We start from the raw sequence: 22,039 nt of genomic DNA, 5'->3' as shown, positions 1-22,039 counted from the left end.
TGTATATAGCTATGGACTTTTGACTATTGACTAAATTAGAGAGTTTTCATTAAATCGGCAAAACCGTATAGGCTGATGAACAGTAGTAATAATGCTGAGAGTTGGGTAACTTTGCGTTGGGGTGAGGGAGCGATCGCTTCTCGGACTAATATAGAAGTTGCTGCACCAACTACAAAGCTTAAACCCAGGATCATGTAAGGCTTATCTGGTATGATTGTGGCGATCGCTAACATGGCGATCGCTAGCATCAACATCACTAGTTCTACAAATCTGGGTGGGTTGTATTGGCTAGCTAAGATGAAGGTATTTACCCAAGAGTGCCAAAGTCTCATAAGTAGTGCTGAGTGCTGAGTAATGAGTGCTGAGTCAGGGAGTGAACAGTTATTACTACAGGAGTTTTTTACTGAGTCAGGGATGAAGTCTCGTTTTCTTTCTGACTTCAGCTGTAATTACTGTTCACTGATGAGAACTAGCGAACACCTGTTTTTACTTGACCTGCGCCATTTCTTTGAGTAGCATCATCCTCTGACAACTCTACACCAAAGACGCGGGCGAAGGCTTTTTCTACCTTGTAACCAGAATCGATGGCTTCTAGGGGGTCTTTGCGGAGGCGGTGACGCAGACATAGGGTAATGACACGGCGGATGTCGTCTACTGTGACTTCGGTGCGTCCTTCGTAAGCGGTGAGGGCTTTGGCGGCGCGGTTGGTGACGATATCACCCCGCAGACCGTCTACGTCTAGTTCTGAACAAACTTCGGAAATTTTCACCCGTAAGTCATAATCAAGCTTGACTTCTGGTAATAGATTTTGGGCGTTGACGATTTTTTGTTGGAGTGATTCTTGTTCGGGTTTGTATTTTTCTAAAAATACGGGGGGATTTTGGTCAAATTCTGACCTTTGTTCGACGATTTGCACTCTTAAAGCTGGTTCTTTGACTGTGTGGATTTCGGCGTGCATTCCAAAACGGTCGAGGAGTTGGGGACGCAGTTCGCCTTCTTCAGGGTTACCGGAACCAACGAGAACAAACCGGGCTGGGTGGCGGATAGAAATACCTTCCCGTTCTACGGTGTTCCAACCACTAGCCGCCGAGTCGAGTAACACGTCTACCAAGTGGTCATCAAGTAAGTTAACTTCATCGACGTAGAGAATACCCCTATTTGCTTTAGCGAGTAGTCCTGGTTCAAAGGCTTTCACACCTTCAGACAAGGCTTTTTCGATATCGATAGTACCGCAAACCCGGTCTTCTGTCGCCCCTAGCGGCAAGTCTACCATTTGGACTTTTTTCAGTTCGATGGGAATTTCTGCCCCTTGGTCAGCTTTTTGGCGGACTTCATCACTCATCAAGTCGGGGTCGCTGGGGTCACTATTGAAGGGGTCATTGGCAACTACTGGGATTTCTGGCAATAGGTCAGCCAGCGCCCGGATGGTTGTGGATTTACCTGTACCGCGATCGCCCATAATCATTACACCACCGATTTTGGGATCAATCACGTTTAATAGTAGCGCCAGTTTCATTTCTTCCTGGCCCACAATTGCCGTAAATGGGAATACCACGCGACGCGCACTTGCCGTGGGTTGAGCAGTTGGAGTCACTAAATTACCTTAACAATATTTTTCTGATTACAGTCTTTTATTGTGACACAGCTGGGGGTGCGGAGAAGATTAAATCAATTCACAATACCGCAAGCGGTAGGCTAACGCCAACGCAATTCGCCCCCTTTCTCTTTTGGGATGGGCTTCTAGCCCGCAAGATGTGTTAAAAATTCTTCAATTTCCTTACTCCCCATGTCTTCAGGATGGCGCTTATTATGAAAAAGGATATTGATTCGGTATGAACAATGGGTATTTCCAATAAACTAGTGATCAGCCTATGTCATTACAACTGAAAATAGACTACCCAGCAACACTTCCTGATGCCTTACAAAAGACACGAGAACAGTTTGAACAAGAAGCTAAATGGGCAATGGCGGTAAAACTCTTTGAAATGAAACGTCTATCTTCAGGTATGGCAGCTGAATTAGTAGGCACTGATAGAGTTTCTTTTTTACTCAATTTACATCATTATGGTGTAACGATGATTGATTTAACAGAAGATGAACTGCTGACTGATTTAGAGAATGCCTAAAACAGAAAAAATAGTTATTAACACTGCTCCCTTAATCAGTATAGTAGCGGCAATTGGTGATTTAGATGTATTGCGATCGCTGTACGCTCAAGTATTAGTTCCTTTTGAAGTTTGCCAAGAAATAATAGCAGGAGGTACAAGTGGGTTTGCAGTACCAGAATTTGAGGTTGCCAATTGGTTAGAGAAATCGCCAAGCCCTCTCAATATATCTCCTCTTTTACTCAATTCTCTGGATTTAGGTGAAGCATCTGTAATTCAGTTGGCTTTAAATCAAAATATCCAAACTGTCTGCATAGATGAAACGGTAGGTAGAAGAATAGCTAGGTTAAGTGGTCTTTCACTCACAGGCTCTATTGGCATTTTATTACGAGCTAAGGAGGAAGGATTTCCTATTGTTATGCAGCAAGCCATTGAACGTATGAAAAACAAAGGTATCCGGCTTAGTGATACAGTCATCAACTTTGCACTTCAACAAGCAGGAGAGACAAGTTAATCACTAAATGCCACAATGGCGATCGCTATCTGAGAATCAAGGTGCGATCGCAGTACAAAACGCGATTATTACACAAAGTTAATGGTTTTAAGGTACAGCCTATTATACATACAAAATGCGATCGCTTTGATCTTATGGGGTGCGTTACTTTGTGAACGCACCGAACCAATCATTAGGTGCTACGACAGATAGGGAATGCTTCAAAGAAACCTGTTATTTATTGCTAACTTGCAAAGGAGTTAGTTTTTAATTAGAACAGTGAACAGTCATCACTCACTTGATAACTGTTCACTGTTAAAACATCCGCCGACGCTGTCGTCTATTTGCTGATTGGGGTCTTCTTAATGGGACTACTTCGGCTTCGCTGCTCTCTCTGGCTACACGAATTAACAAAGCTGTACCGATTAAGCTGGCTATCATCGAGTTACCACCATAACTAAACATGGGTAGGGGTAAACCTGTGGTGGGTAAAGCACCTGTAGCTACGCCAATGTGTAGCAATGATTGTCCTGTCATGACTATGGTGACACCGATCGCTACCAAGCGATGCACAGGATTTTTAGCTTTTAGGGCGACAATTAAACCCAAGGTGGCAAATAAGGCTAGGAGTGTCAGCAAAACTATACTGCCAATAAAGCCAAATTCTTCAGCAAAGACAGCGAAAATAAAGTCAGTGTCTTGAATGGGCAAATAAAATAATTTTTGTTGCGACATCCCAAATCCCGCACCCCAAGTTTTCCCAGAACCAACGGCTAAGAGGCTCTGTACTAACTGATAACCGTCACCTGTGGCATCTGCCCAAGGGTTGAGAAATGACATCACCCGTTTGCGCTGATATTCTTTGATGCTAATACTGAGTAGGCCTAATAAAACTCCTCCAACGGCTGTTCCTGCCAAGTATTTGTAAGGTACACCACCTGCTAGGGCAATTAGCCAAATTGTCATCCCGCAAAGGGCGGCTGTACTGAGGTTAGGTTGAGCCAGAATCCCTAATATGACTAAACCAAAAATCCCTAGCCAAGTCAGACGGACTCGCCAAGTTAACTTTTCCCATTGTCCAAATAATCTGGCACTTTGTAGTACTAAAAAGGGTTTAATTAATTCTGAGGGTTGAATGGGAATAGGTCCAAGGGCTATCCAACGGGCGGCATCAAAGGCTTTTTTCCCTAATCCGGGGATGAGGGTAACAAAAATTAGTACTAAAAATAGCCCTAGCAACCAATGGGATTTACCCATGATTTTTTGTAAGGGTTGATTGACGATGATGTTAAAACCAATCAGGGAAGCGAAAACCCAGAGGATTTGCCGCTTAAAGTAATACAACCCATCGCCTTGACGGACATCAGCTACTACATAGGATGCTGAAAACAGCATAATTAACCCGACAAAGAGCCAAGTAAATGTTAGCCAGCGCAACAGTCGCGCTTCTAATGCCCAAGTGGAAACTGAATCATCAAAAAGTGGAATCAGGCTACGTAGCTTCACGATTCATTACAGGGTAAAAAGTTAGGAGTTAAGGATTAAGAGTTAGAAATAACACTCATAAACTTATAACTCATAATTTATGATGTGATGTACTGCTTGGATAGCACCATTGGTGTAAGTTCGCACGAAAGATTGATTTTTCGTGTCTCTTTGGTCTAGTAATATCCTGACTGTAGCCAGCGCTTCGGCGATATTTTGCACCCAATAACCTTTGCTAACTCTTTTGTGTTGGCGATCATACAGTCGCGGTAGTGCCAATGCTACCAAAGGTACACCCACAGAGGCACATTCGTAAACCGTGTTGTATCCTCCCCCACCAACAACAATATCCGCCGCCGCTAGACATTCAATACCGGGATGATGGACTATCCACAAACTTTCGGGACAATTTACAGGACACACAGGAGATAAAATTCTGACTGTACATTCTGGGAAAGCTTGATGTAACGCCAGTGTGAGTTGACCAAATAGAGATAATTCTGATGCTTGACCAGATGCACAAATTATGATACTTAAACTTGATATATCAGATGGAAAGATATGCGATCGCACACTCATCTTATCGGCTAATTCCTCAGAGTTGCGAATTAACCACGGTGCTGTGTGCAGGACTCCAGGTAAATCAGCCAATGCTAAATCTGTTCCTTCCCCAGGTACAATTACAGCATCAAAGTTTGCCACAACAAACGATCGCAACTCTTTCTCGATCACATAACGAGGATTGATATCTCGATGAATGAGAATTCGCGGTATGTGTGGCAACTGGGGTAAAATATCTACTAATTCTCCACCTAAACCTCTGGGGAAGGTGTCAATAATTAAGCAATCATAGTGAGTATTGAGTAAGATTTCCCGGACTTTTACACAAGTTGCCGAAAAACTTGTATTGTCAGGAATCCAATGTATTAAACAACCTTCATTGTTAATTTGTGATGCGTACGGACTATTCGTAATAATGCGAACTTTTCGTTGCTTGGCTGCAATTCTCCCCAACGACAAAGCACGAGTCAAATGTCCCCAACCACCCCCAAGGGCATAAATTAACCAAGTTTTAGTCATTGGTCAATGGTCAATAGTCAATAGTCAATTGTCAATAGCAAGAAAATTTTATCTTGAATTGTAACTACGAATTACGTAGCTTGCTTCTCGCCTTTGGCGAGTATTACGTAGGCGCAAGCCTTCCCGTAGGGTATTACGAATTACGAATTATTTTAACTTGCTCCCATATTTTGTTCAAAATCTCCATCATATTCATTTTCTAAACTCATGGCATCGGCTTCTGTAAAGTCTACATTGCCGGTTTCCGGGTTATAATAATAGCGATCGCGGTTATAATAATAATCACTTCCCCAACATCCAGAGTGATAATCGCCGTAACCAGAATAGTAAGCGTAATCTTCTTGATACGTTGGGTTACAGTGAGGGCAATCTATTCTATCTGTACGTCCACAACGACGTTTAAATAGAAATCCTACCATGCGATCGCACTCACCACTTGATACAGTAGGAGTAAAGTTGACGACTATTTCACAACTACCGATTTGCAGGCGATCGCCATTATCTAAACTACCATTATTTAGCTGTACACCATTAACTTGAATGCCATTGGGTGTATTTTGGCTAATAATGATTAACTCCTGATTTTGCCAATCAATTAAAGCGTGGTAGTCTGCTATTAAGTCATCTTCGATAGCTATTCTGGAAACTCTTTGACCATTGTTTTGTGGTGGCATGGCTGAGAATTGTCTGCCAATAGCTACTGGGGTTTCTAATATTGGTTCGCGGCGATTTCCCGTGTTAGGATCTATCCAACTTAGCTGAATCTGCAAGACTTATTTACCTCCTGTGGAACTGACAGCGTAAGCTAAAGCCGCTTGTTGTTCGCGGGTGAGTGCATCAAAACCGAAGCAAGCGAAGGCGATGGGGGATATATTTGATTTGGTTGAAAACACAGTTTTTCCCGATGGATTTCTTAAAGAGATTTTGCCTTCTTTAACTCTCACTTGATAGACTAGTTTTTTATCTGGGCTAGTAATTGCTAAACCATTATTATCGGCATTGATACTGTATATCTCTTTTTTACCTCCATCTACTAACTGATAACTATTCCCCTGCTGACTGAGAATATATAAATCTTGCTTACCTTCTGAATTTTGTAATTTCCAGTTACTATTAGTAGCGAATACATAACCCAAGGTTTTATCTTGAGCATTCTTAAATTTAAATTTTCCGGCTTTATCAGCTTTGATTCTGACTAGTTCTTGATTACTTGCATCAACTAACTTGGCTCCATCGGCTTGTTTTTTCAGAGAAAATAACTCAGCACCACCTTCAGTTTTAAATTTAACTTTATCAGCACTTTCTGTCACATTCGTAGTAACCGATGTTGCCGATGGACTATTGGGATTGACTGTGGAGTTATTCGCCTGATTGTTATTGCAACTAATTAATGTTAGTAGCAAGCAGGAGACACAGATGTTAAACAATATTTTCTGCATATTCATTATTTAGCGATTAGCTTGGCTAAATTTAAAACTTGATAACCACTTAAAAACATGGATGTAATTGTTTGATAAACTGCATATTCATCTTCAGCAAATTGTGGTGCAAGTCTCACACTGATCTGAATAGCTTTTTCTGTCACCCTCAAGCCTCGCAGAATTGATGTTTGAGGTAGCTTAATGGCATCATTAATTTCATTTTTAAAAATTTTCACTGCTCCATAGCGGCGTTGCGGGTAAGTCAAGCTCAAGTCGATATCTAAACCACCAGATTTTGATTTTGATTTATACTTGCTTTTGCCACTACTACCACGTTTCCAGCCATATTGTTTTTTAGCCATGCCTGTTAAACGTAGCTCAAAACGAGTTTTATCTAAAAACTGACTTTTAATTATCAACCACTCATGGAGAAAACTATCTATTTTCCATCCCGATTTATGTGGATGGGAATTAGTGCTGATGAGATGCTCTTTTTTTTCAATTGCTTGAAATGACAAATTTATATCAAATATAGATGCTGTATCCATATCCCTTGCCAGCATCTGCACAACTTGCTTGGTTAAATTATATCGATAGTTACCAATATTTAAATGTTTGAATTTGCTCCGTCTGACCAAAGCATAGATACTAAATATTAGCAAAGCCAGGGTAGTGAAAAATAAGGCGATCGCTATTCCACCCTTGTCACTAACTACAATAGCAAATATGAATAAGACAATTCCCCCGATAAAACTAAACAGAGCTTGCTTACCATACTTTTTTTGTTGGCGTTCTGCTAGACTATCAATCTCTGATAGGGTTTGTAAATCATGCATGACATTGACTAAAGGAGCTTGGACTGCATAAAGGAGATTTTTCCGAAATTGGCTTAATTCAATAGGCATATTATTTCAATCCTATTAACTTACTTTAAAACTTATGCACCGAACACAAAAATATTGACAAGGATGGTCAAATGTCAAAACCAAATTGCATAAAAAATCTGTGACACTGCCCAAGTCCTATACTTTTATAGCGTTTCTTAATCTGATGAGGTATTAGTACATTGCTAATAAAACTGGAAAACCCTCCTCTCCCCTCTGCGTTTAAAACATGAATCTCTACCTCACTTAACTGAGAACCACCATATTAATTTTGATTAATAACTTTTATTTTTTAAAAACAAACCTATGCAAGTTCGCCGTCAGTATAACAAACTGCAAATTACCTGTCAACGCCATATATAGATATTTGTGAATCAACAAAACATAGCATATATTTCTTTTGATATTGTGCCTGCGCCAAAAGGAGCAGCAATTCATATTGCCGCTTTTTCTCAGGCTTTAGCAACAGCTTTTGGTGAGATACATTTAGTAACAGTTTCACCAACGACAAAATTAATATATTCCCCGCAAATCTATCCCAATATTCAACAAACAATGTTGCCAGCATTGGGAGACAATTTGATTCAACGAGTTTTACATTTTCGTCGTCTGTTGCAGCAATGGTTACACAAACAGCGATTTGCTATTATCCATATTCGTTCAATTTACGAAGGTTATATAATTGCTCGTAATAAAAAGCAATATTGTGACAAATTAGTTTTTGAAGTTAATGGTTTACCTTCCATTGAGTTAAAATATCGTTACCCGGCTGTTGTTGATGATCGGGAATTATTACACAAGCTATATTCGCAAGAACAAGTTTGTTTAGCAGCAGCAGATTTACTCATCACACCTAGTAGTGTGACAGCTAAATATCTCCAAAGTCGAGGCATATCAGCCGAAAAAATTAGGGTAATTCCCAACGGTGTAGATTTGAATGTATTTACTTATAGTGAAAGTCAGCAAAATTCCAGCTTACAGATGCTATATTTCGGCACGCTTTCACCTTGGCAAGGTGTGAATCTGGCGGTGGAAGCGTTAGGATTAGTGAATAGAGATTTGACTGCTGATTTAACAGTCATTGGACAAGCTAGAGATTATCAAATCAAAGGTTTAAAACAACTAGCTAATAAATTAGGAGTGGCAGATAAGTTAAATATCTTAGAACCAATGCCACAAAACCAGTTAGTAGAACATATCCATACTGCCGATGTAATTTTAGCTCCTCTCACAGCCAACGATCGCAATTTAGTTCAAGGCTGTTGTCCCCTCAAAATCCTCGAAGGGATGGCGACAGGAACCCCCGTCATTACTAGTGATATGCAGGTAGTACAGGAATTAGGAGAAAACGGCGTGCATTTTTTAGCAGTCAAGCCAGGTTCAGCTAAGGCGATAAAAGATGCCGTGTTACAGTTACAGAATCATGGGGAATTAGCGACTTACTTAGCAACCAATGCTAGAGTGCGAGTTGCCGAGGATTATACTTGGCAACGTGCAGGTACAGCCTTAACTACAGCTTATCAAGAACTGGGAATCAAGCGATCAATGAGAGTTTGAAGTTGCTGTTTTTCTTGAGATATGGAATATTGATTGAGGATGCGATCGCGTGCTGCTTGCTTGAGCAAGTTTTTCTCTACTACTGGCATTGTCACACACTCCAACACCGCCTCACCTAATTTATGCAACTGGGAACGAGGCAACAAAAAGCCATGTTCACCATGTAAAATCACTTCGGGAATACCACCCGCATCACTAGCAATACAACAGCAACCACAAGCCATCGCTTCTAACAAGGCATTGGGCATACCTTCCCATAATGAAGGCTGGAGATAAATATCGCATAATTGTAGATGAGCTGCAACTATTTCTGGGTTAGCTAAATGTCCTGTAACTATCACCCTTTGAGCATCTTCTGGCTGATTACTGGCATATAATTGCAGCACAGATTCTTGGGCAACCCTAACTTCGCCAATAATTAATAGACAAGCTGGATATTTTTGCCGCACTGTTGTCAAAGCAGTTAACAAAAACTGTTGTCCTTTCTTTTCTCTTAATTCCCCAGAAAATCCTAACACCAATTCATCAGCATTAATTCCCAAAGACTCTCTCAATTCCTCAAGAGATGGCACAGGGGAAAAAATTTCTGTATCCACCGCATTTTTCAACACCAAAACATCATCTCGTCCACTCAACAATTGAATTTTGCGAGACATATCTCCACTCACGGCGGTAATGACTTTGGCATTTTGCAAAGTCCATTGTAACCGCGCAAAATCACCAGGAGGAAACATCTCTCTATCAATATCATTACCACGCGCACTCACGGTACTGGCTATTCCCTGCAATTTCGCAAACCAAGTAGCCAAAAAACCACTAGGAAATAAATAATGTCCCCAAATTGCCTGATAATTACGAGTTTGATGTAACCACTCTAAAAAATTTAAAGTGTGCGGCATTGTCATATCCCAATGGCGATATAAACCAATGCGATAGATGCGTGGCTTTTCATCTAAAGATGTGGGTGGTAAGACTTCACCCGGTTGTAAATAACGACTCCAAGTAACAACATCCACCTCTAGATTTAACTGAGATAATCTAGTTACTAATCGTGTGGCACTACTAGCTAAACCTCCCAAATCAGGAGCAAATCTTTCGGTAATCAATAAAAGACGTTGCATAACTATTAACGCCGATATTCATCACCACAATCACCGATTAGTTGGTACAAATCTCGTGATTGACTAGATATATTATTGATACTGTTTCTATCTTCAGTATCTAAACTAAAACCAAATACCTTGGCATTATCATCCATGTGTTCAGATAACCCCAACCTAGCCCCAACTATGACACCACCAACCACAGATTGCTCTAAAATAAATCGTGTTGCCACATTCGCAATACTCACTTCATGCTTATCAGCAATTTGCTTGAGGGTAGATAATAACTCCTGAAATAATCGCCATCCCCCCCAAGCATCAATCATATTTTTATATTTTCGCAAGCTAACCGTAGCTAAATCCAAACCTCGCGGTTCTGGTTGCCCTAAATATTTTTCTGATAATAAACCACCGCAAAGTGTGCCATAGGTAAAAAGTTTAATGTCATGCTGTTGACAAAACTCTACCATCTTCACTTCTGGACGACGATCTACTAAAGAAAATTGCACTTGGTTAGAGACAATTTTAATACCTGCTTGAGTAATAATTTGCAAATGTTCTGTATCAAAATTTGTCAAAGCCAAATGTTTAATTTTGCCCTCCGTTTGCAATTCACTCATATATTGGAGAGCATCCAAATAATTTTTATCCTGATATTCCCACCAATGGAATTGCAGCAAATCTAAAGCATCTACATCCATCCGTCGCCGGGATATATCAATATTTTCCTCAACCAATTTCTTCGTCATCTTACCAGGACGAGGAACCCATTTTGTCAAAGCTTGAATATTAGCTAAAGCTGCTTTGCCTCTGTTAGCAATTAACTGACGACGAAACTCCCCGATAAAGTCTTCCGCCGGGCCATAGTGATCTGCTAAATCCCAAGTAGTAAAGCCTGCATCTACATAAGCTAACATCTTCTGGATAGCAGCTTGGGGATTAATTTTACCATGCCCACCGGATACTTGCCACATACCATTTAATATCCGACAAATATTTAAATCAGATGTAAATTGTAAACGACTCTCTGCTGATAACATCATTGTTTTTTAATTTTGTATTTTGAATTAATTATCGCCAACCTTTCTCTGCTTGTTCCAAAACATAACTTGCCACTGCTTGAATTTCCTCGACACGCAAACGGTCTTTGTAGGCTGACATATTATTTTTACCATTAGTTACAATCGATTGGACTGCTGCTAACGAATCCATACCATATTTTTTCAAAGCTTTTTTTTGTAAATTCTTCCCCCGACGAATAATATTGCCGCCATTAATATGACATCCCGCACAATGAACACTAAATATTTGCGCCCCATCAGGTTTATCTTGGGCGATCGCAGGTAAACTCACAGTACTAATTAATAACAAAATAGTTACTAATACCAACTTAACTAACTTCTCCACTCCCTTTCCTCAAATAATCATAAAATCCTTACCCATCATCCCATAAATTAACAACAAATTATCTCAGCTTCATACAAAACTCCTCACATACCATAATGCACCGCCAAACGACACTCCGCGTACCTCCGCGCCCCTCTGTCTTGAAAAGTTTCCTACGGAGGGAAACCCTCCTACAGAACTTTTCGCTGCGTTGAAAAAAATATTCTATCTCAAGGAAGTACCTCAACCATAAGGAATACACCATAATTAAAGGTATACCCACAACCAAAAATTAAGAATGACAAATAATATCAAACAACAAATTCAAACAGACATACAACAAGCAAAAGCAACTGGACAATTAAGAAGTGAAAGAATTAGAGAAATTGTCAAAGCCGCAGTTGCTCAAGTAACTTCAGAATTGCAAGAAGGTTCTAGCGAAATCAGAGCAATTGTCAAAGATGCTGTTACAACTGTCATTGAAAACATTCAAGATAAAAGCACAGAAATTAAAGAAGACATCACAGCCTCAATTGAAGGAGCCATCGAAGGCGCTAACACCAAAAGACACGCCGCAATTGTCCAAACTCAGTCAGAATTGCAAAGACTCCAAGCCCAATTAGATAGCGAAGAAGATAAATTTCAGCAAGACGTTGATGGCATCCTAGCCGAAATTTCTGAAACTAGTCAGGAAAAAACAGCTCATACTAAAACAGCCATTGACTCTGCTATTGAAAGTATCAAAAATAGTGAAGAAGCATCACTATTGAAGAAACGTTACGCACAACTACAAGCGCAACTATCCATTGTCAGGGCTAATTTAGCTGCCCGCTACGGCGGACGCTCAGAAGAAGTCAAACATTATTTAGATGAGGCGCAAAACTGGTATAATCAAGCCCGTCCTCAAGCTGAAGCTGTAGCTGCCCAAGTAGAACAGAAGCGATCGCAATTAGAATATAAGCTTGGTGAAGCTGGTACAGCTGTCGCCAAAAAAGAGCGTCAAATTAAACAAACCCTGAGAGAGTTACTCCTAGCAACTGCTGACTTATTTAAGGATAAAGAACATCCTGAGCAAGACAAAGAAGTCACACGTAGATAGAATCCATACAACCATAAAATATCCCCAACTTCTCTAAGCAGTCGGGGATATTTAAAATCCAGTCAAAACTTAGTAAATATCACCTTCTCTATTGAAGGCTTCTTCGTGTTTGGCAATTACCCAAACAGCGTGAATACTACCAGGAAGCCAGCCTAAGAGTGTTAGCAAAACATTAATAACTAAAGTAGGGCCAACACCAACTGTTAAGAATACTCCAAGCGGAGGTACTAATAAACCGAGAAGAATACGTAGTAATTTCATGGGATTGTTGCTTATTTGTGGACTCTGTTTAACACATTGTTCTCAGGAAACCAAATGAATAACTCCATCTTAGGAACTATTTTCATTTGGCATTACATAATGGGTTAGGTAGACAATTTAACTAACCCTTATCACTAAGTTCTAGCTTGATGGCAATTCGGTTCTGGATTTTGTATCTCCACTTAAAACCAGATTCTTTTCAGCAAAATAGTTGTTAATGAAAGTGGTAGCGAAAGACAGCACCACAGGCCCCAAAAGGAAAGCTATCAGACCATGAACGCTAAATCCGGGAACCAAAGCTCCTGCTAAAGAGAAACATAAACCGTTAACAACTAAGGAAAATGCTCCTAAGGTTAAAAGGTTAAGCGGTAATGATAAAGCTGATAAAATTGGTCTGACAGAACCATTAATCAAACCAATGACAACAGCCGCAATTAAAGCAGCCGGGAAGTTGGCAATATTCACACCAGGCACAACTAAATCAACAATTAGCAAGCTGAGTGCTGTTGCTAAGACTGTTAAAAATGTTCCCAACATTTTTTTACCTAAAATCTAATAGTTTATTTGTGTTTTCTCCTCCTATCTTTAACAATTTGGGAAAAATCAGCATCTCTTGCAAGATAGAGAGGGTTTCTACCATCTGGCAGATTATCTGCAAGAGGAGTGGGGTGTGGGCAGAATTAATTGTTACCTGCGGTTAAAATTTAAAAAATTGTTGATCCTGACGGACTGATGAATACTGATAAAAGTAAAATGCTACAATTTGAAATTCAAAATTAAAGTATCCCTCAGCAATTACGTAGCTTGCTTTTCATCTTTGGCAAGTATGACGTAGGCGCAAGCTGCCAGCAGAGTTACGAATTACGAATTAGCATGATTGAAATTGACGGTTCCTACGGAGAAGGGGGTGGGCAAGTCCTACGTACATCCCTCAGTCTAGCCGCCATCACTGGTGAACCCATACGCATTACAGGAATTCGCGCTGGACGTAAAAAGCCAGGGTTAGCCGCACAACATTTAACAGCAGTGCGGGCGGCGGCGAGAATTTGTCATGCACAATTGTCTGGTGATGCGTTGAGTTCTACAATACTGGAATTCATTCCTGGTAGTGGGGTACAAGCAGGAACCTACAGTTTTGACGTGAGTGAAGCACAACAAGGTAGTTCAGCTGGAGCAATCACTCTAGTTTTACAGACAATTCTCTTACCCTTAGCTTTAGCCAATGGCGACTCTCAAGTAACACTCCGGGGTGGAACTCATGTCATCTTTAGCCCCACCATGACCTACATTGAACAAGTCTACCTACCAATGCTCCGCCGTATGGGCATAGAGGCACAAGTCAAATTAGGCGCTTGGGGATGGTATCCCCAAGGTAGGGGAGAAGTAAATATGCAGGTGCGGGGAGGGTGTCAACTCGGCGCTATCAACTTGCTAGAACGGGGAAACTTACAACAGGTGCGGGGAATAGCTGTGGCGACGGAATTACCAGCCCATATTCCGCAACGCATGGCAAATCGTGCCGAGAATTTTTTACGCACAGCCGGTTTAAGAGTTTCCATACAAGCTTTGCGAGAAAAAGGCATCGCTCCAGGGGCAGGAATTTTTTTAACAGCTGAGTATCAAAATAGCTTAACTGGATTTGGTGGCTTTGGACGGTTGCGATTGTCGTCGGAAAAAGTCGCGGAAATTGCTTGCGAACAACTGCTACATTTTCATCAGACAGGCGCACCAGTAGATGAACACCTAGCAGATCAATTATTACTACCTGCGGCTTTAGCTGCCAAAGAAAGCCAATACAAAGTGGCAGAGATAAGTACCCACTTAACAACCAACGCCGCCGTAATTGAGAAATTTGGACTGTCGGAGTTTCAAGTAGATAAAGCCGCAAAAGTCGTCGCAGTCAAACCACTTTAAAATTCAAACTAGCCTTTGTCTAGGATGAGTATACTTACAAAAACTTCACTATTTGATATGTTTTCTCGTGCCTCAAAACTAATTAAAAGCATTGTATCTTCAACAAAAGAGACTTAATAAAGCTTGATTGATATTTTAAAGACTAAATAAAATCCAGTTTTCTCAGATTCTATAAACCGGAATTATCTGATGATTTAATGTATGGTTAATTAACTATAAAAATAAAAATTTTGGGAGATAAAATTTGATGTCTTTAGAGCAAGCGTATGCTTTTTATGAAGTTTTGATGTCAGATAAAACCATTTATGAACAATATTTGATTAATTGCCGTCGTCGGGGTTTATTAGGCTCTTATCATTGGGACAAAACTAAAATAGTCAATTTTGCTTCTAGTCTCGGTTACAAATTCTCTGAGTATGAACTAACTCAGGTATGGTTTGAAAGCCAGCCTATTGTTAGCCACCGTTTATCAGTTGTTAGTCATTAATTTATTACCCCGACTTGTGGAATCAGTCGGGGTTTTGTTGACTTACCTTGATTGACTTTGACAAATCACTTGTCGCATTTGCCGCATATTTGCTGGTAACTCAAAGTTCATAGCTTGCTGAATCAACATTGAAGGTATGGGAATACTGGGTGTGGCTTGAACACTATAGGCTAGTAAAGTACCGTTACCACAATCTTTTAACTCTACACGAGCTGTAAAATCAACGAAAGTCCCTTTTTCCATGCGGAATTGAATTTGTTGTCCTAATACTTCGACAACGTTGAGGTAAATCTCGACTTGGGCGGTGAAAAAGAAAAAGGCTTTTTGGGCTGCTTGATAGAGGCGCTTTACTTCACCTCGTTGTAAAACTTCGCTTCTGGTAATATCAGGAAAGTATTGTACCCAACGAGGGTAATCTGTCACCTGCTGCCATACCTGCGATCGCACTAAGGGTACATACATAAAAGCCGATACAGCACCACCCCAGGTGGTATGCGATCGCGTTCGCACTAAAATTTCACCCTGCATCAGTAGGTTTTGCTTTTCTTGACTCCACGTCATATCCGAACCCGCAATAACTGAGTCTGAGATATAGGATGCAGACATATTAATTCTCGTTACTCCTCAACTACTCCACCTACTCAGGTTGAAATGACAACCTGTTCAATATTTAGTTCCAGTTCCCTCAAATGGTTTTCCGGAACCAAATTTATCTATCATGCTATTATTGCGAAAATCTACTTAAAAAAACGTGTATATAGTTACATTTAAAAATTTTATGGTTAAGTTTAAGTATATGCTATCTACTACAGACAATACTAACCTCCACAAAAGTAAATAGGCAATGGTGAATCATTTTTTATTTGCTCGAAGAATTATATGGGACTACCCCTTTCCAGGTGACTTTAATGTTCTGAACTTCTAGTGAAAAACTACTCTGTGTCTTTGTGGTTAAATCAATTACCCTTTTACCACGAAGCCACAGAGACACAAAGAGGAATTTTTGAACTAAAATTTTTATCCACCTGGAAAGGGCTAGTTTTATGGTATTTGTCGTCCCATGATGACTAAATCTCTTTTGATCCCGTCTAAATCAGCGACTTGGGGTAAATATCCCCATTTTTGAAACTCAAAAGTGGTAAACAGCTTTAAACTGGGATGATTGTGAGCAAAAATATAACCAATGAGAGTTGTTAAACCCAAATTAGGACTTTCGTGAATGGCTTGGGCTAACAGTTGCTTGCCTAACCCGCACCGATGGAAAGCTGGTGCAATATAGATACTGAGTTCGGCTGTTGATTTGTAGGCTGGTCTTCCGTAGAATGATTGGAAACTCAACCACCCAGCAATTACTCCTGCTTGTTCGATTACCCAAAGAGGACGTTGATGAGGCGATCGCCCTTGAAACCAAGCCAGGCGACTTTCTACTGTGACTGGTTCTAAATCAGCTGTTGCCATACGCCCAGGAATAGCAGCATTATAAATGGCTACAATTGCAGGTAAGTCAGTTTTAATTGCATGGCGGATGGTCATCGCTGCCGTCTGAAAAATAATATTGAGAAAATATTTAAAAATGATACAGCTTTAATAGTAAAAATTTCATAACTTTTTGCAGAGTTATTACAATCTTTTTCTAAGAAATTGTCAAAGTTACATGATTTTTGAGCAATAGTCTATGGAATTGATCCTGGAGTTGCCAGATACCCGACTTCTTTAATCAGCTTGGTAGGTGACTACACTAACTACGTACCTCATTGTCCCGCTATCGCAACATAACTATTTTTAAGCAAACGATATTGCACCATCAGCTATGAGTCGATTATCTAAAACCATAAATTCTCTTAAAATCGTGAGAGGCTGAAATACTTTACTTGATGAAATTACTAATAGATATTTTAATTTTTTCCTCTGTCGCCAGATTTATTTTTTAGGATTTTGTTGAATTTAATTAATTACAATCTGCACTCTATCTTACAGCCAAAGGTAGAGTTTTATTACATTATTTATTATTAACATTAATAAAGTGAAGAATATTTAACTTATTTTCTATGCCTGTTAATTTTTCTGATCATGATCAGCATTTAGTAACAAAACAGCATCACAATTCTATAGAAACAGAATTTTATCAATTTATCAATAAGTTTAAAATAGGAGTCTGGTTTCTGGGGATTCCGTCATGGCTGTTTGGCATCACCGATAGAAGTATAGCGGCTTTTGCTGATGGTACGTTATCCATAACAGAAATATTTCAACTTCTGACAACAGCTTTCTTTTTTGTCAGTTGGCTATATCTTAAACCAGAAAATAGCCTGGATGAAAATACAGGTTGCTCATACCTCAATCAAACCGATAAATTTGGGTTGAAAAAACGGCATATGATTAGCCAGGAATATATTTTGCCATTTCCTTATTTTTGTCAAATTTACCATCTTTTGAACCTAAAACATTTAGAAACTGTTCACAAGTTTAGTTTAAATAACCTGAAAATTCTCGGTATAAATGATTTTCAAACAACTAGTTTTGGTGGTATTATTAAATTTACTACACTTTTAGACTCACCTGTTAATGCTTTAAGGATTTGGAGACAACCAATAGTTGAGGTTGATCTCATTTTACATAGTCCATATACAATTGAATTGAGTATTCCAGTTTACGATAACAAAAGAATCATAGTGATATTTTATGCTTTTCCTTTGCAGGAAATGGAACACCAGCTATTTATAGAGATTTATAGTGATTTAGATTGGCCTAAACCTTTTTTACAAATATTATTACATTTTGCTTCTTGTTTGACTTTATTTGAAGATTTGCCTTATTTACGCAGTTTGGCTGAAACTAATATAGAGCGTGTATACAAGTTAAGTAAGTTTTCTCAACAGGCTAATATGTTATTATTTAAAAGATTCATTGAACTGTATGGTTCAAACAAGGAAAAAATTAAATTACTGAAGTAGATTAGTGCAATTGAAGAAGAATTCAGAAGTCAGAAATAAAATGGTTTGAGGCTTTCTAGTGCTTGATTGAGTTCATCTGTGCGTTGTTCCATAATGCGAGTAGCATTCCGTAATTGCAGATGTACTTGGATGCGGGCTATCACTTCTTCTGCTGAATTGGTTTGGTGATGTAGTCCACAGCACCCAAACTCAAGCCTTTGATTTTATCCACGGTGTCATACCAATTCAAAATTCAAAATGACGCGACGCTCCTGCGTCGCTAACGCTGCGCTATCGCGGACTCGCTCTAAGCGTTCGCGTAGCGTCTCGTAGAGAAGCTATGCCGTTCGCGTTAGCGTCTCTGAAAGAGAAGGCTTTACGCTGCGCTAACAAAATTCAAAATTAAGAAAGCCTTGTTCTACAAGGGTTTCCGTGTTTGGATCTGTATCAGATTTTTAGTGAATTGGTATCAGACAGCGCCGTCATGAAAATCACCGGAATCTCTTTAGTCGTGGGATTGGCTTTGAGTTTTTGACAAGTTTCAAAACCATCAATCCTCGGCATCATCACATCCAACAAAATTAAGTTGGGTTGGGATGTTTGCATTCTTTGTAGGGCAGTTTCCCCATTTTTGGCGATCGCTACTCGATAACCCTGTTCACTAAGCAAATCAAACAATAAATGTACTTATCTATGGCAATTTATCAGCTAAATTCCCGCCTGAGATGAGTTGAAAATGTTCAACGGTGGGAAATGGGTCATAAAAATGGTGGAGGAGTTTTTTCCATTCTTGATATTCAGCCGAACCTCTAAACCCGACTGTGTGAGCTTCTAAAGTTGACCATTTCACCAATAATAAATATCTTCCCTCAACTTCGATGCAGCGATGTAGTTCATGGGAGATATAACCATTCATTGCCGAAATAATATTTGCGGCTTGCTGGAATGTACTTTCAAAGTCTTGCTCAGTACCACGTTTGACACTGAGCATTACTGCTTCCAAAATCATGATGATGGTTTTAGAGGATGTTTACACGACCATCATCTAGTATATAGACAGAGCGATCGCCAGGAACTCGCCAAGTAGGACGTAATTCTACCCGCAAAGTCCCAATATTTGGTTTAGACACAATAGCTTGTAATGATCTTCCTTCTTTCTCCCAAAACACCAGAGAAATATTGGGTTCTGTAGTGTCTCTCTGTTCTAGTTGTAATTTCTGTTTTGGCCGCAGCAAGATAGGAGTAGTACCTTGCAATTTTTCTAGTTCTACTAAATTAGGCGTATTATTTACCACTTCTACCCGCACACGTTGTCCCGGCGTAAATTGCAGTGCTTTTTCCCCACAATTAGAAGCACAAGTTCCAGCTAATGTTGTTTTTGACTGATCTACGGTTGCTACCAAGATAGTAGCTGCAACCAATGCAACTGGCAATATTTTGAACATATTATACAGCATAACTACTTATACAAAATAGTAGTTCAATACAGTACTACTCAGCCTCAGCAAATATTCCAGAGTTGGTCAATAGTCAATAGTCAATAGTCAATAGTCATTGGTCATTGGTCACTACTCATCACTCATCACTCAGCACTCATGACTCCCCACTCAGCACTCATTACTTCCACATCATCAACTAGTAGCTTTTCTGCGGCTTCTAGCATGGATGTGGCTAAATCTTTGAGGTCTTCACGATTTTGGAGGTAGGTTTTTAAGGCTTCCATTGGGTCTATACTGTTGCTAGCACTTAATTCGGGAATGCGGGGTCTGGCTAATTGACTTAATAACTCTGCTTGAATGGTGTAGGTATGAGCAGCACTTAAGGCATTGTGGAGAGAGGTACTGTCAACAACATCCATTTGTTCAGAACGGAGTTTGTAAATTAGTCGCACTACGGCATCTTGAATATCATGTTTAGCGATCGCTTTTACAATAGCAGCTTGTGGATCATCGGCTTTGGATACATCCACTTCGATGGTGCGGAAAGTCCGGACTGGTAAAGGGCAAAATTCCCATTTGGCGCTTCCTCGTTCCAGTTCAATCATCACATAACCCTTATCCTCTTTTTCTTCGCTAAAATCTACCCGTTCAATACTTCCGGGATAAATCACTGGTGGGTTATTCGATTTATTCAAATTCTGATGGCGGTGGACGTGTCCCAAGGCGACATAATCAAAACAAGGACGAGTCAACAAAGATAAAGGCAAAGTAAAACCTTTCCCCACAGCCAAAAAGCGTTCAGCGCCTAAAGTGGCATTATCAGCCATTAAATGAGCCAAAAGCACTGTCGGAACATCAGCATCAAGCCGACGAATCTCTCCTTCAATGACTACTTGCAGACGTTCTGTTAATAACTGGTTGACTTCCGCCAGAGATAAACCCTCTGTGTCTTGGCGAGTCATGAGTGTGGAACGAGTTAACCAAGGTAAGGTGATGATTTGCACTTTACCGCTACGGGTTTGGATGTGGTGAGTCATTAATTTATCACCGACAACAAATCCCGGTACTCCCAAGGTGCGGTAAATATTTAAACTTGCACCTCCCTGTCCTTGGGAATGTTGATCATGGTTTCCCACCAACAACACTGTGGGAATCTCCGCATCCACAAGACGACGAAACTGGCTAGCAAAAGCTTCTTGCACATAAGGCGGCGGTGTGGCATCAGGAAACGCATCGCCCCCAAATATGACTAAATCTACCGGATCTGCTAGCGCTCGGTCAATACATCGAGATAAAGTATTGACAAAATCCTCTAATCGTGTATTTAATCCCGTAGCTGAATTAATCCGTCCGTGGGAAAATCCGCTTCCCATGTGGATATCGGAGAGATGGAGGATTTTGAGCATGATTAGTCAATTGTCAATGGTCAATAGTCAATAGTAAATGTTATTTTCGGCTTTGGAATATTAAATGTTAACTAGTTAATAGTTAACACCTAGGCTTGGAACCATTGACTATTGACTGTGGACTATTGACTAAATTAAAAAATTAAATATGAATCCCACATTCGGTTTTATTGCTGCCACGCCAACGTCCAGCACGTTCGTCTTCACCTTCGCCTACTTTTGTAGTGATGGGTTCGTCGCCAATGCTGGGATAGCCTTGGTCATGTAAGGGGTTGTAAATTACTCCGTGTTCTGCTACGTAATCCCAGCTATCTTGACGTGTCCAGGTAGCTAGAGGATTGATCTTTAGCCGACCTTTGTGATCTAATTCAAATACGGGCATATTAGCACGGGTCACTGCTTGGTCACGGCGACGACCAGTAATCCAAGCAATAGTGTTTAATTCATCTAAACCACGTTGTAGGGGTTCAATTTTGGTGACGTGATGAAATTGGGCAATATCTTGATCCCAAAGTGCTTCACCATATTTAGCTGTAAAAGCTTCGCGGGTATCTATATCGGGAGTTTTATAAGTTTGCAGATCCAGGTTATAAATTTCTTTGGTTTTGGCTACTAGTTCTAAGGTTTGGGGGAAGTGAAATAAGGTATCGAGAAATATTACAGGTACTGGTTGCTGAAGTTCACTATATAAGATGTGGGTAATTACCAAGTCATCCACATTAAAGGCGCTGGTTTGCACCAGTCCTGTTGGTATATGCTCTATAGACCATGCCAGAATTTCTTTAGGTGTGGCAGTTTCAAACTGTTGATTTAATTGGTCTAAGTCAAAGCTGGTCACTTGGTTTTTAGATGCTGTGGAAGCTGTCATGATAATTTCCAGTTAAATTTTTATTACCTTGATTAATCTCAATTTTACCCTACAAAGGCACGTACATCGCTCGGCTATTAGGTAATTTAGGTAATTATATTGTGCGGAAATCACCACT

The 22,039-nt window shown here is 40.0% G+C and carries 26 protein-coding genes and 1 pseudogene; 7 read left to right on the top strand and 20 right to left on the bottom strand.

The annotated features are described in order from the left end of the window. Positions 1–35 precede the first annotated feature (35 nt). The 3 genes from FD725_RS16650 to FD725_RS33150 form a co-directional block, all read right to left on the bottom strand. Positions 36–332, bottom strand: coding sequence for a hypothetical protein (locus tag FD725_RS16650; protein WP_179049164.1), 297 nt, complete (start codon positions 330–332; stop codon positions 36–38). A 137-nt stretch (positions 333–469) separates the two neighbouring features. After that, on the bottom strand, positions 470–1,594 hold the full coding sequence (bchI, locus tag FD725_RS16645; protein WP_179049163.1) for a magnesium chelatase ATPase subunit I: 1,125 nt from the start codon (positions 1,592–1,594) through the stop codon (positions 470–472). A 146-nt stretch (positions 1,595–1,740) separates the two neighbouring features. Beyond that, positions 1,741–1,788: a hypothetical protein gene (locus FD725_RS33150; RefSeq protein ID WP_372726738.1), complete on the bottom strand. Its 48-nt coding sequence runs from the start codon at positions 1,786–1,788 to the stop codon at positions 1,741–1,743. Positions 1,789–1,871: 83 nt separating this feature from the next. Between FD725_RS33150 and FD725_RS16640 the strand changes: the two genes are divergently transcribed. Together FD725_RS16640 and FD725_RS16635 are read left to right on the top strand one after the other, a co-directional pair. Further along, positions 1,872–2,126: a UPF0175 family protein gene (locus FD725_RS16640; protein ID WP_179049162.1), complete on the top strand. Its 255-nt coding sequence runs from the start codon at positions 1,872–1,874 to the stop codon at positions 2,124–2,126. Then, on the top strand, positions 2,119–2,619 hold the full coding sequence (locus tag FD725_RS16635; protein WP_179049161.1) for a DUF3368 domain-containing protein: 501 nt from the start codon (positions 2,119–2,121) through the stop codon (positions 2,617–2,619). The genes FD725_RS16640 and FD725_RS16635 overlap by 8 nt, the downstream gene beginning before the upstream one ends. 294 nt (positions 2,620–2,913) lie before the next feature. Here FD725_RS16635 and FD725_RS16630 read toward each other — a convergent pair whose 3' ends face one another. The 5 genes from FD725_RS16630 to FD725_RS16610 all read right to left on the bottom strand — a co-directional run bounded on the left by FD725_RS16630 (position 2,914) and on the right by FD725_RS16610 (position 7,489). Next, a complete protein-coding gene (locus FD725_RS16630; RefSeq protein ID WP_179049160.1) occupies positions 2,914–4,104 on the bottom strand; it encodes an FtsW/RodA/SpoVE family cell cycle protein in 1,191 nt (396 codons plus the stop codon). A 63-nt stretch (positions 4,105–4,167) separates the two neighbouring features. Beyond that, positions 4,168–5,163: a UDP-N-acetylglucosamine--LPS N-acetylglucosamine transferase gene (locus FD725_RS16625; protein WP_179049159.1), complete on the bottom strand. Its 996-nt coding sequence runs from the start codon at positions 5,161–5,163 to the stop codon at positions 4,168–4,170. A 152-nt stretch (positions 5,164–5,315) separates the two neighbouring features. Next, entirely contained in the window at positions 5,316–5,933 is a 618-nt protein-coding gene (locus FD725_RS16620; RefSeq protein ID WP_179049158.1) for an FHA domain-containing protein, read from the bottom strand. A 3-nt stretch (positions 5,934–5,936) separates the two neighbouring features. Beyond that, positions 5,937–6,602, bottom strand: a complete 666-nt coding sequence (locus tag FD725_RS16615) for a hypothetical protein (protein WP_179049157.1) — start codon at positions 6,600–6,602, stop codon at positions 5,937–5,939. A 5-nt stretch (positions 6,603–6,607) separates the two neighbouring features. Next, on the bottom strand, positions 6,608–7,489 hold the full coding sequence (locus FD725_RS16610; RefSeq protein ID WP_179049156.1) for a hypothetical protein: 882 nt from the start codon (positions 7,487–7,489) through the stop codon (positions 6,608–6,610). A 348-nt stretch (positions 7,490–7,837) separates the two neighbouring features. Here FD725_RS16610 and FD725_RS16605 point away from each other — a divergent pair, with 348 nt between their 5' ends. After that, positions 7,838–9,025, top strand: coding sequence for a glycosyltransferase family 4 protein (locus FD725_RS16605; RefSeq protein ID WP_179049155.1), 1,188 nt, complete (start codon positions 7,838–7,840; stop codon positions 9,023–9,025). On the opposite strand, the gene FD725_RS16600 is transcribed toward FD725_RS16605, so the two are convergent. Genes FD725_RS16600 through petJ form a run of 3 tightly spaced genes read right to left on the bottom strand, consistent with a single transcriptional unit; the run spans position 8,989 to position 11,535 of the window. Continuing rightward, positions 8,989–10,146 carry a glycosyltransferase gene (locus tag FD725_RS16600; protein ID WP_179049154.1) on the bottom strand — a complete coding sequence of 386 codons (1,158 nt, stop codon included), beginning with the start codon at positions 10,144–10,146 and terminating at the stop codon, positions 8,989–8,991. The two genes, FD725_RS16605 and FD725_RS16600, sit on opposite strands and share 37 nt — an antisense overlap. 5 nt (positions 10,147–10,151) lie before the next feature. Next, positions 10,152–11,171, bottom strand: a complete 1,020-nt coding sequence (locus tag FD725_RS16595) for an aldo/keto reductase (RefSeq protein WP_179049153.1) — start codon at positions 11,169–11,171, stop codon at positions 10,152–10,154. Between the two features lie 28 nt (positions 11,172–11,199). After that, entirely contained in the window at positions 11,200–11,535 is a 336-nt protein-coding gene (gene petJ / locus FD725_RS16590) for a cytochrome c6 PetJ (protein ID WP_179049152.1), read from the bottom strand. A 277-nt stretch (positions 11,536–11,812) separates the two neighbouring features. Here petJ and FD725_RS16585 point away from each other — a divergent pair, with 277 nt between their 5' ends. After that, on the top strand, positions 11,813–12,613 hold the full coding sequence (locus FD725_RS16585) for a histidine kinase (RefSeq protein WP_179049151.1): 801 nt from the start codon (positions 11,813–11,815) through the stop codon (positions 12,611–12,613). A 69-nt stretch (positions 12,614–12,682) separates the two neighbouring features. Here FD725_RS16585 and FD725_RS16580 read toward each other — a convergent pair whose 3' ends face one another. Together FD725_RS16580 and FD725_RS16575 are read right to left on the bottom strand one after the other, a co-directional pair. Continuing rightward, positions 12,683–12,874, bottom strand: a complete 192-nt coding sequence (locus tag FD725_RS16580; protein ID WP_179049150.1) for a YqaE/Pmp3 family membrane protein — start codon at positions 12,872–12,874, stop codon at positions 12,683–12,685. 141 nt (positions 12,875–13,015) lie between these two features. After that, on the bottom strand, positions 13,016–13,411 hold the full coding sequence (locus FD725_RS16575; protein WP_179049149.1) for a phage holin family protein: 396 nt from the start codon (positions 13,409–13,411) through the stop codon (positions 13,016–13,018). Positions 13,412–13,747: 336 nt separating this feature from the next. On the opposite strand from FD725_RS16575, the gene rtcA reads away from it, so the two are divergent. Then, positions 13,748–14,788 (top strand): RNA 3'-terminal phosphate cyclase, encoded by a 1,041-nt coding sequence (rtcA, locus tag FD725_RS16570; protein WP_179049148.1) that lies wholly within the window; start codon positions 13,748–13,750, stop codon positions 14,786–14,788. A gap of 247 nt (positions 14,789–15,035) precedes the next feature. Continuing rightward, positions 15,036–15,275, top strand: a complete 240-nt coding sequence (locus tag FD725_RS16565) for a hypothetical protein (protein WP_179049147.1) — start codon at positions 15,036–15,038, stop codon at positions 15,273–15,275. A gap of 42 nt (positions 15,276–15,317) precedes the next feature. Here the strand turns inward: FD725_RS16565 and FD725_RS16560 are convergent, their stop codons facing one another. Further along, a complete protein-coding gene (locus FD725_RS16560) occupies positions 15,318–15,881 on the bottom strand; it encodes an SRPBCC family protein (protein ID WP_179049146.1) in 564 nt (187 codons plus the stop codon). A gap of 435 nt (positions 15,882–16,316) precedes the next feature. Beyond that, positions 16,317–16,808, bottom strand: coding sequence for a GNAT family N-acetyltransferase (locus FD725_RS16555; RefSeq protein WP_179049145.1), 492 nt, complete (start codon positions 16,806–16,808; stop codon positions 16,317–16,319). Between the two features lie 515 nt (positions 16,809–17,323). On the opposite strand from FD725_RS16555, the gene FD725_RS16550 reads away from it, so the two are divergent. After that, positions 17,324–18,229, top strand: coding sequence for a hypothetical protein (locus tag FD725_RS16550; protein ID WP_179049144.1), 906 nt, complete (start codon positions 17,324–17,326; stop codon positions 18,227–18,229). Between the two features lie 444 nt (positions 18,230–18,673). Here the strand turns inward: FD725_RS16550 and FD725_RS16540 are convergent. The 5 genes and pseudogenes from FD725_RS16540 to cysH form a co-directional block, all read right to left on the bottom strand. Further along, positions 18,674–18,895 (bottom strand): annotated as a pseudogene (locus FD725_RS16540) (response regulator); the annotation flags it as partial. A gap of 4 nt (positions 18,896–18,899) precedes the next feature. Beyond that, complete coding sequence (locus tag FD725_RS16535) at positions 18,900–19,217, bottom strand: antibiotic biosynthesis monooxygenase (protein WP_179049143.1); 318 nt, start codon at positions 19,215–19,217, stop codon at positions 18,900–18,902. Positions 19,218–19,227: 10 nt separating this feature from the next. Beyond that, complete coding sequence (locus tag FD725_RS16530) at positions 19,228–19,653, bottom strand: hypothetical protein (protein WP_179049142.1); 426 nt, start codon at positions 19,651–19,653, stop codon at positions 19,228–19,230. 137 nt (positions 19,654–19,790) lie between these two features. Beyond that, complete coding sequence (gene sbcD, locus FD725_RS16525; RefSeq protein WP_179049141.1) at positions 19,791–21,053, bottom strand: exonuclease subunit SbcD; 1,263 nt, start codon at positions 21,051–21,053, stop codon at positions 19,791–19,793. Positions 21,054–21,195: 142 nt separating this feature from the next. Further along, entirely contained in the window at positions 21,196–21,921 is a 726-nt protein-coding gene (cysH, locus tag FD725_RS16520; protein WP_179049140.1) for a phosphoadenosine phosphosulfate reductase, read from the bottom strand. Between the last annotated feature and the right edge of the window lie 118 nt (positions 21,922–22,039).

Source organism: Nostoc sp. TCL26-01, from assembly GCF_013393945.1.
Classification (GTDB): Bacteria; Cyanobacteriota; Cyanobacteriia; order Cyanobacteriales; family Nostocaceae; genus Trichormus.
This window is presented reverse-complemented; position numbering and strand designations above follow the sequence as displayed.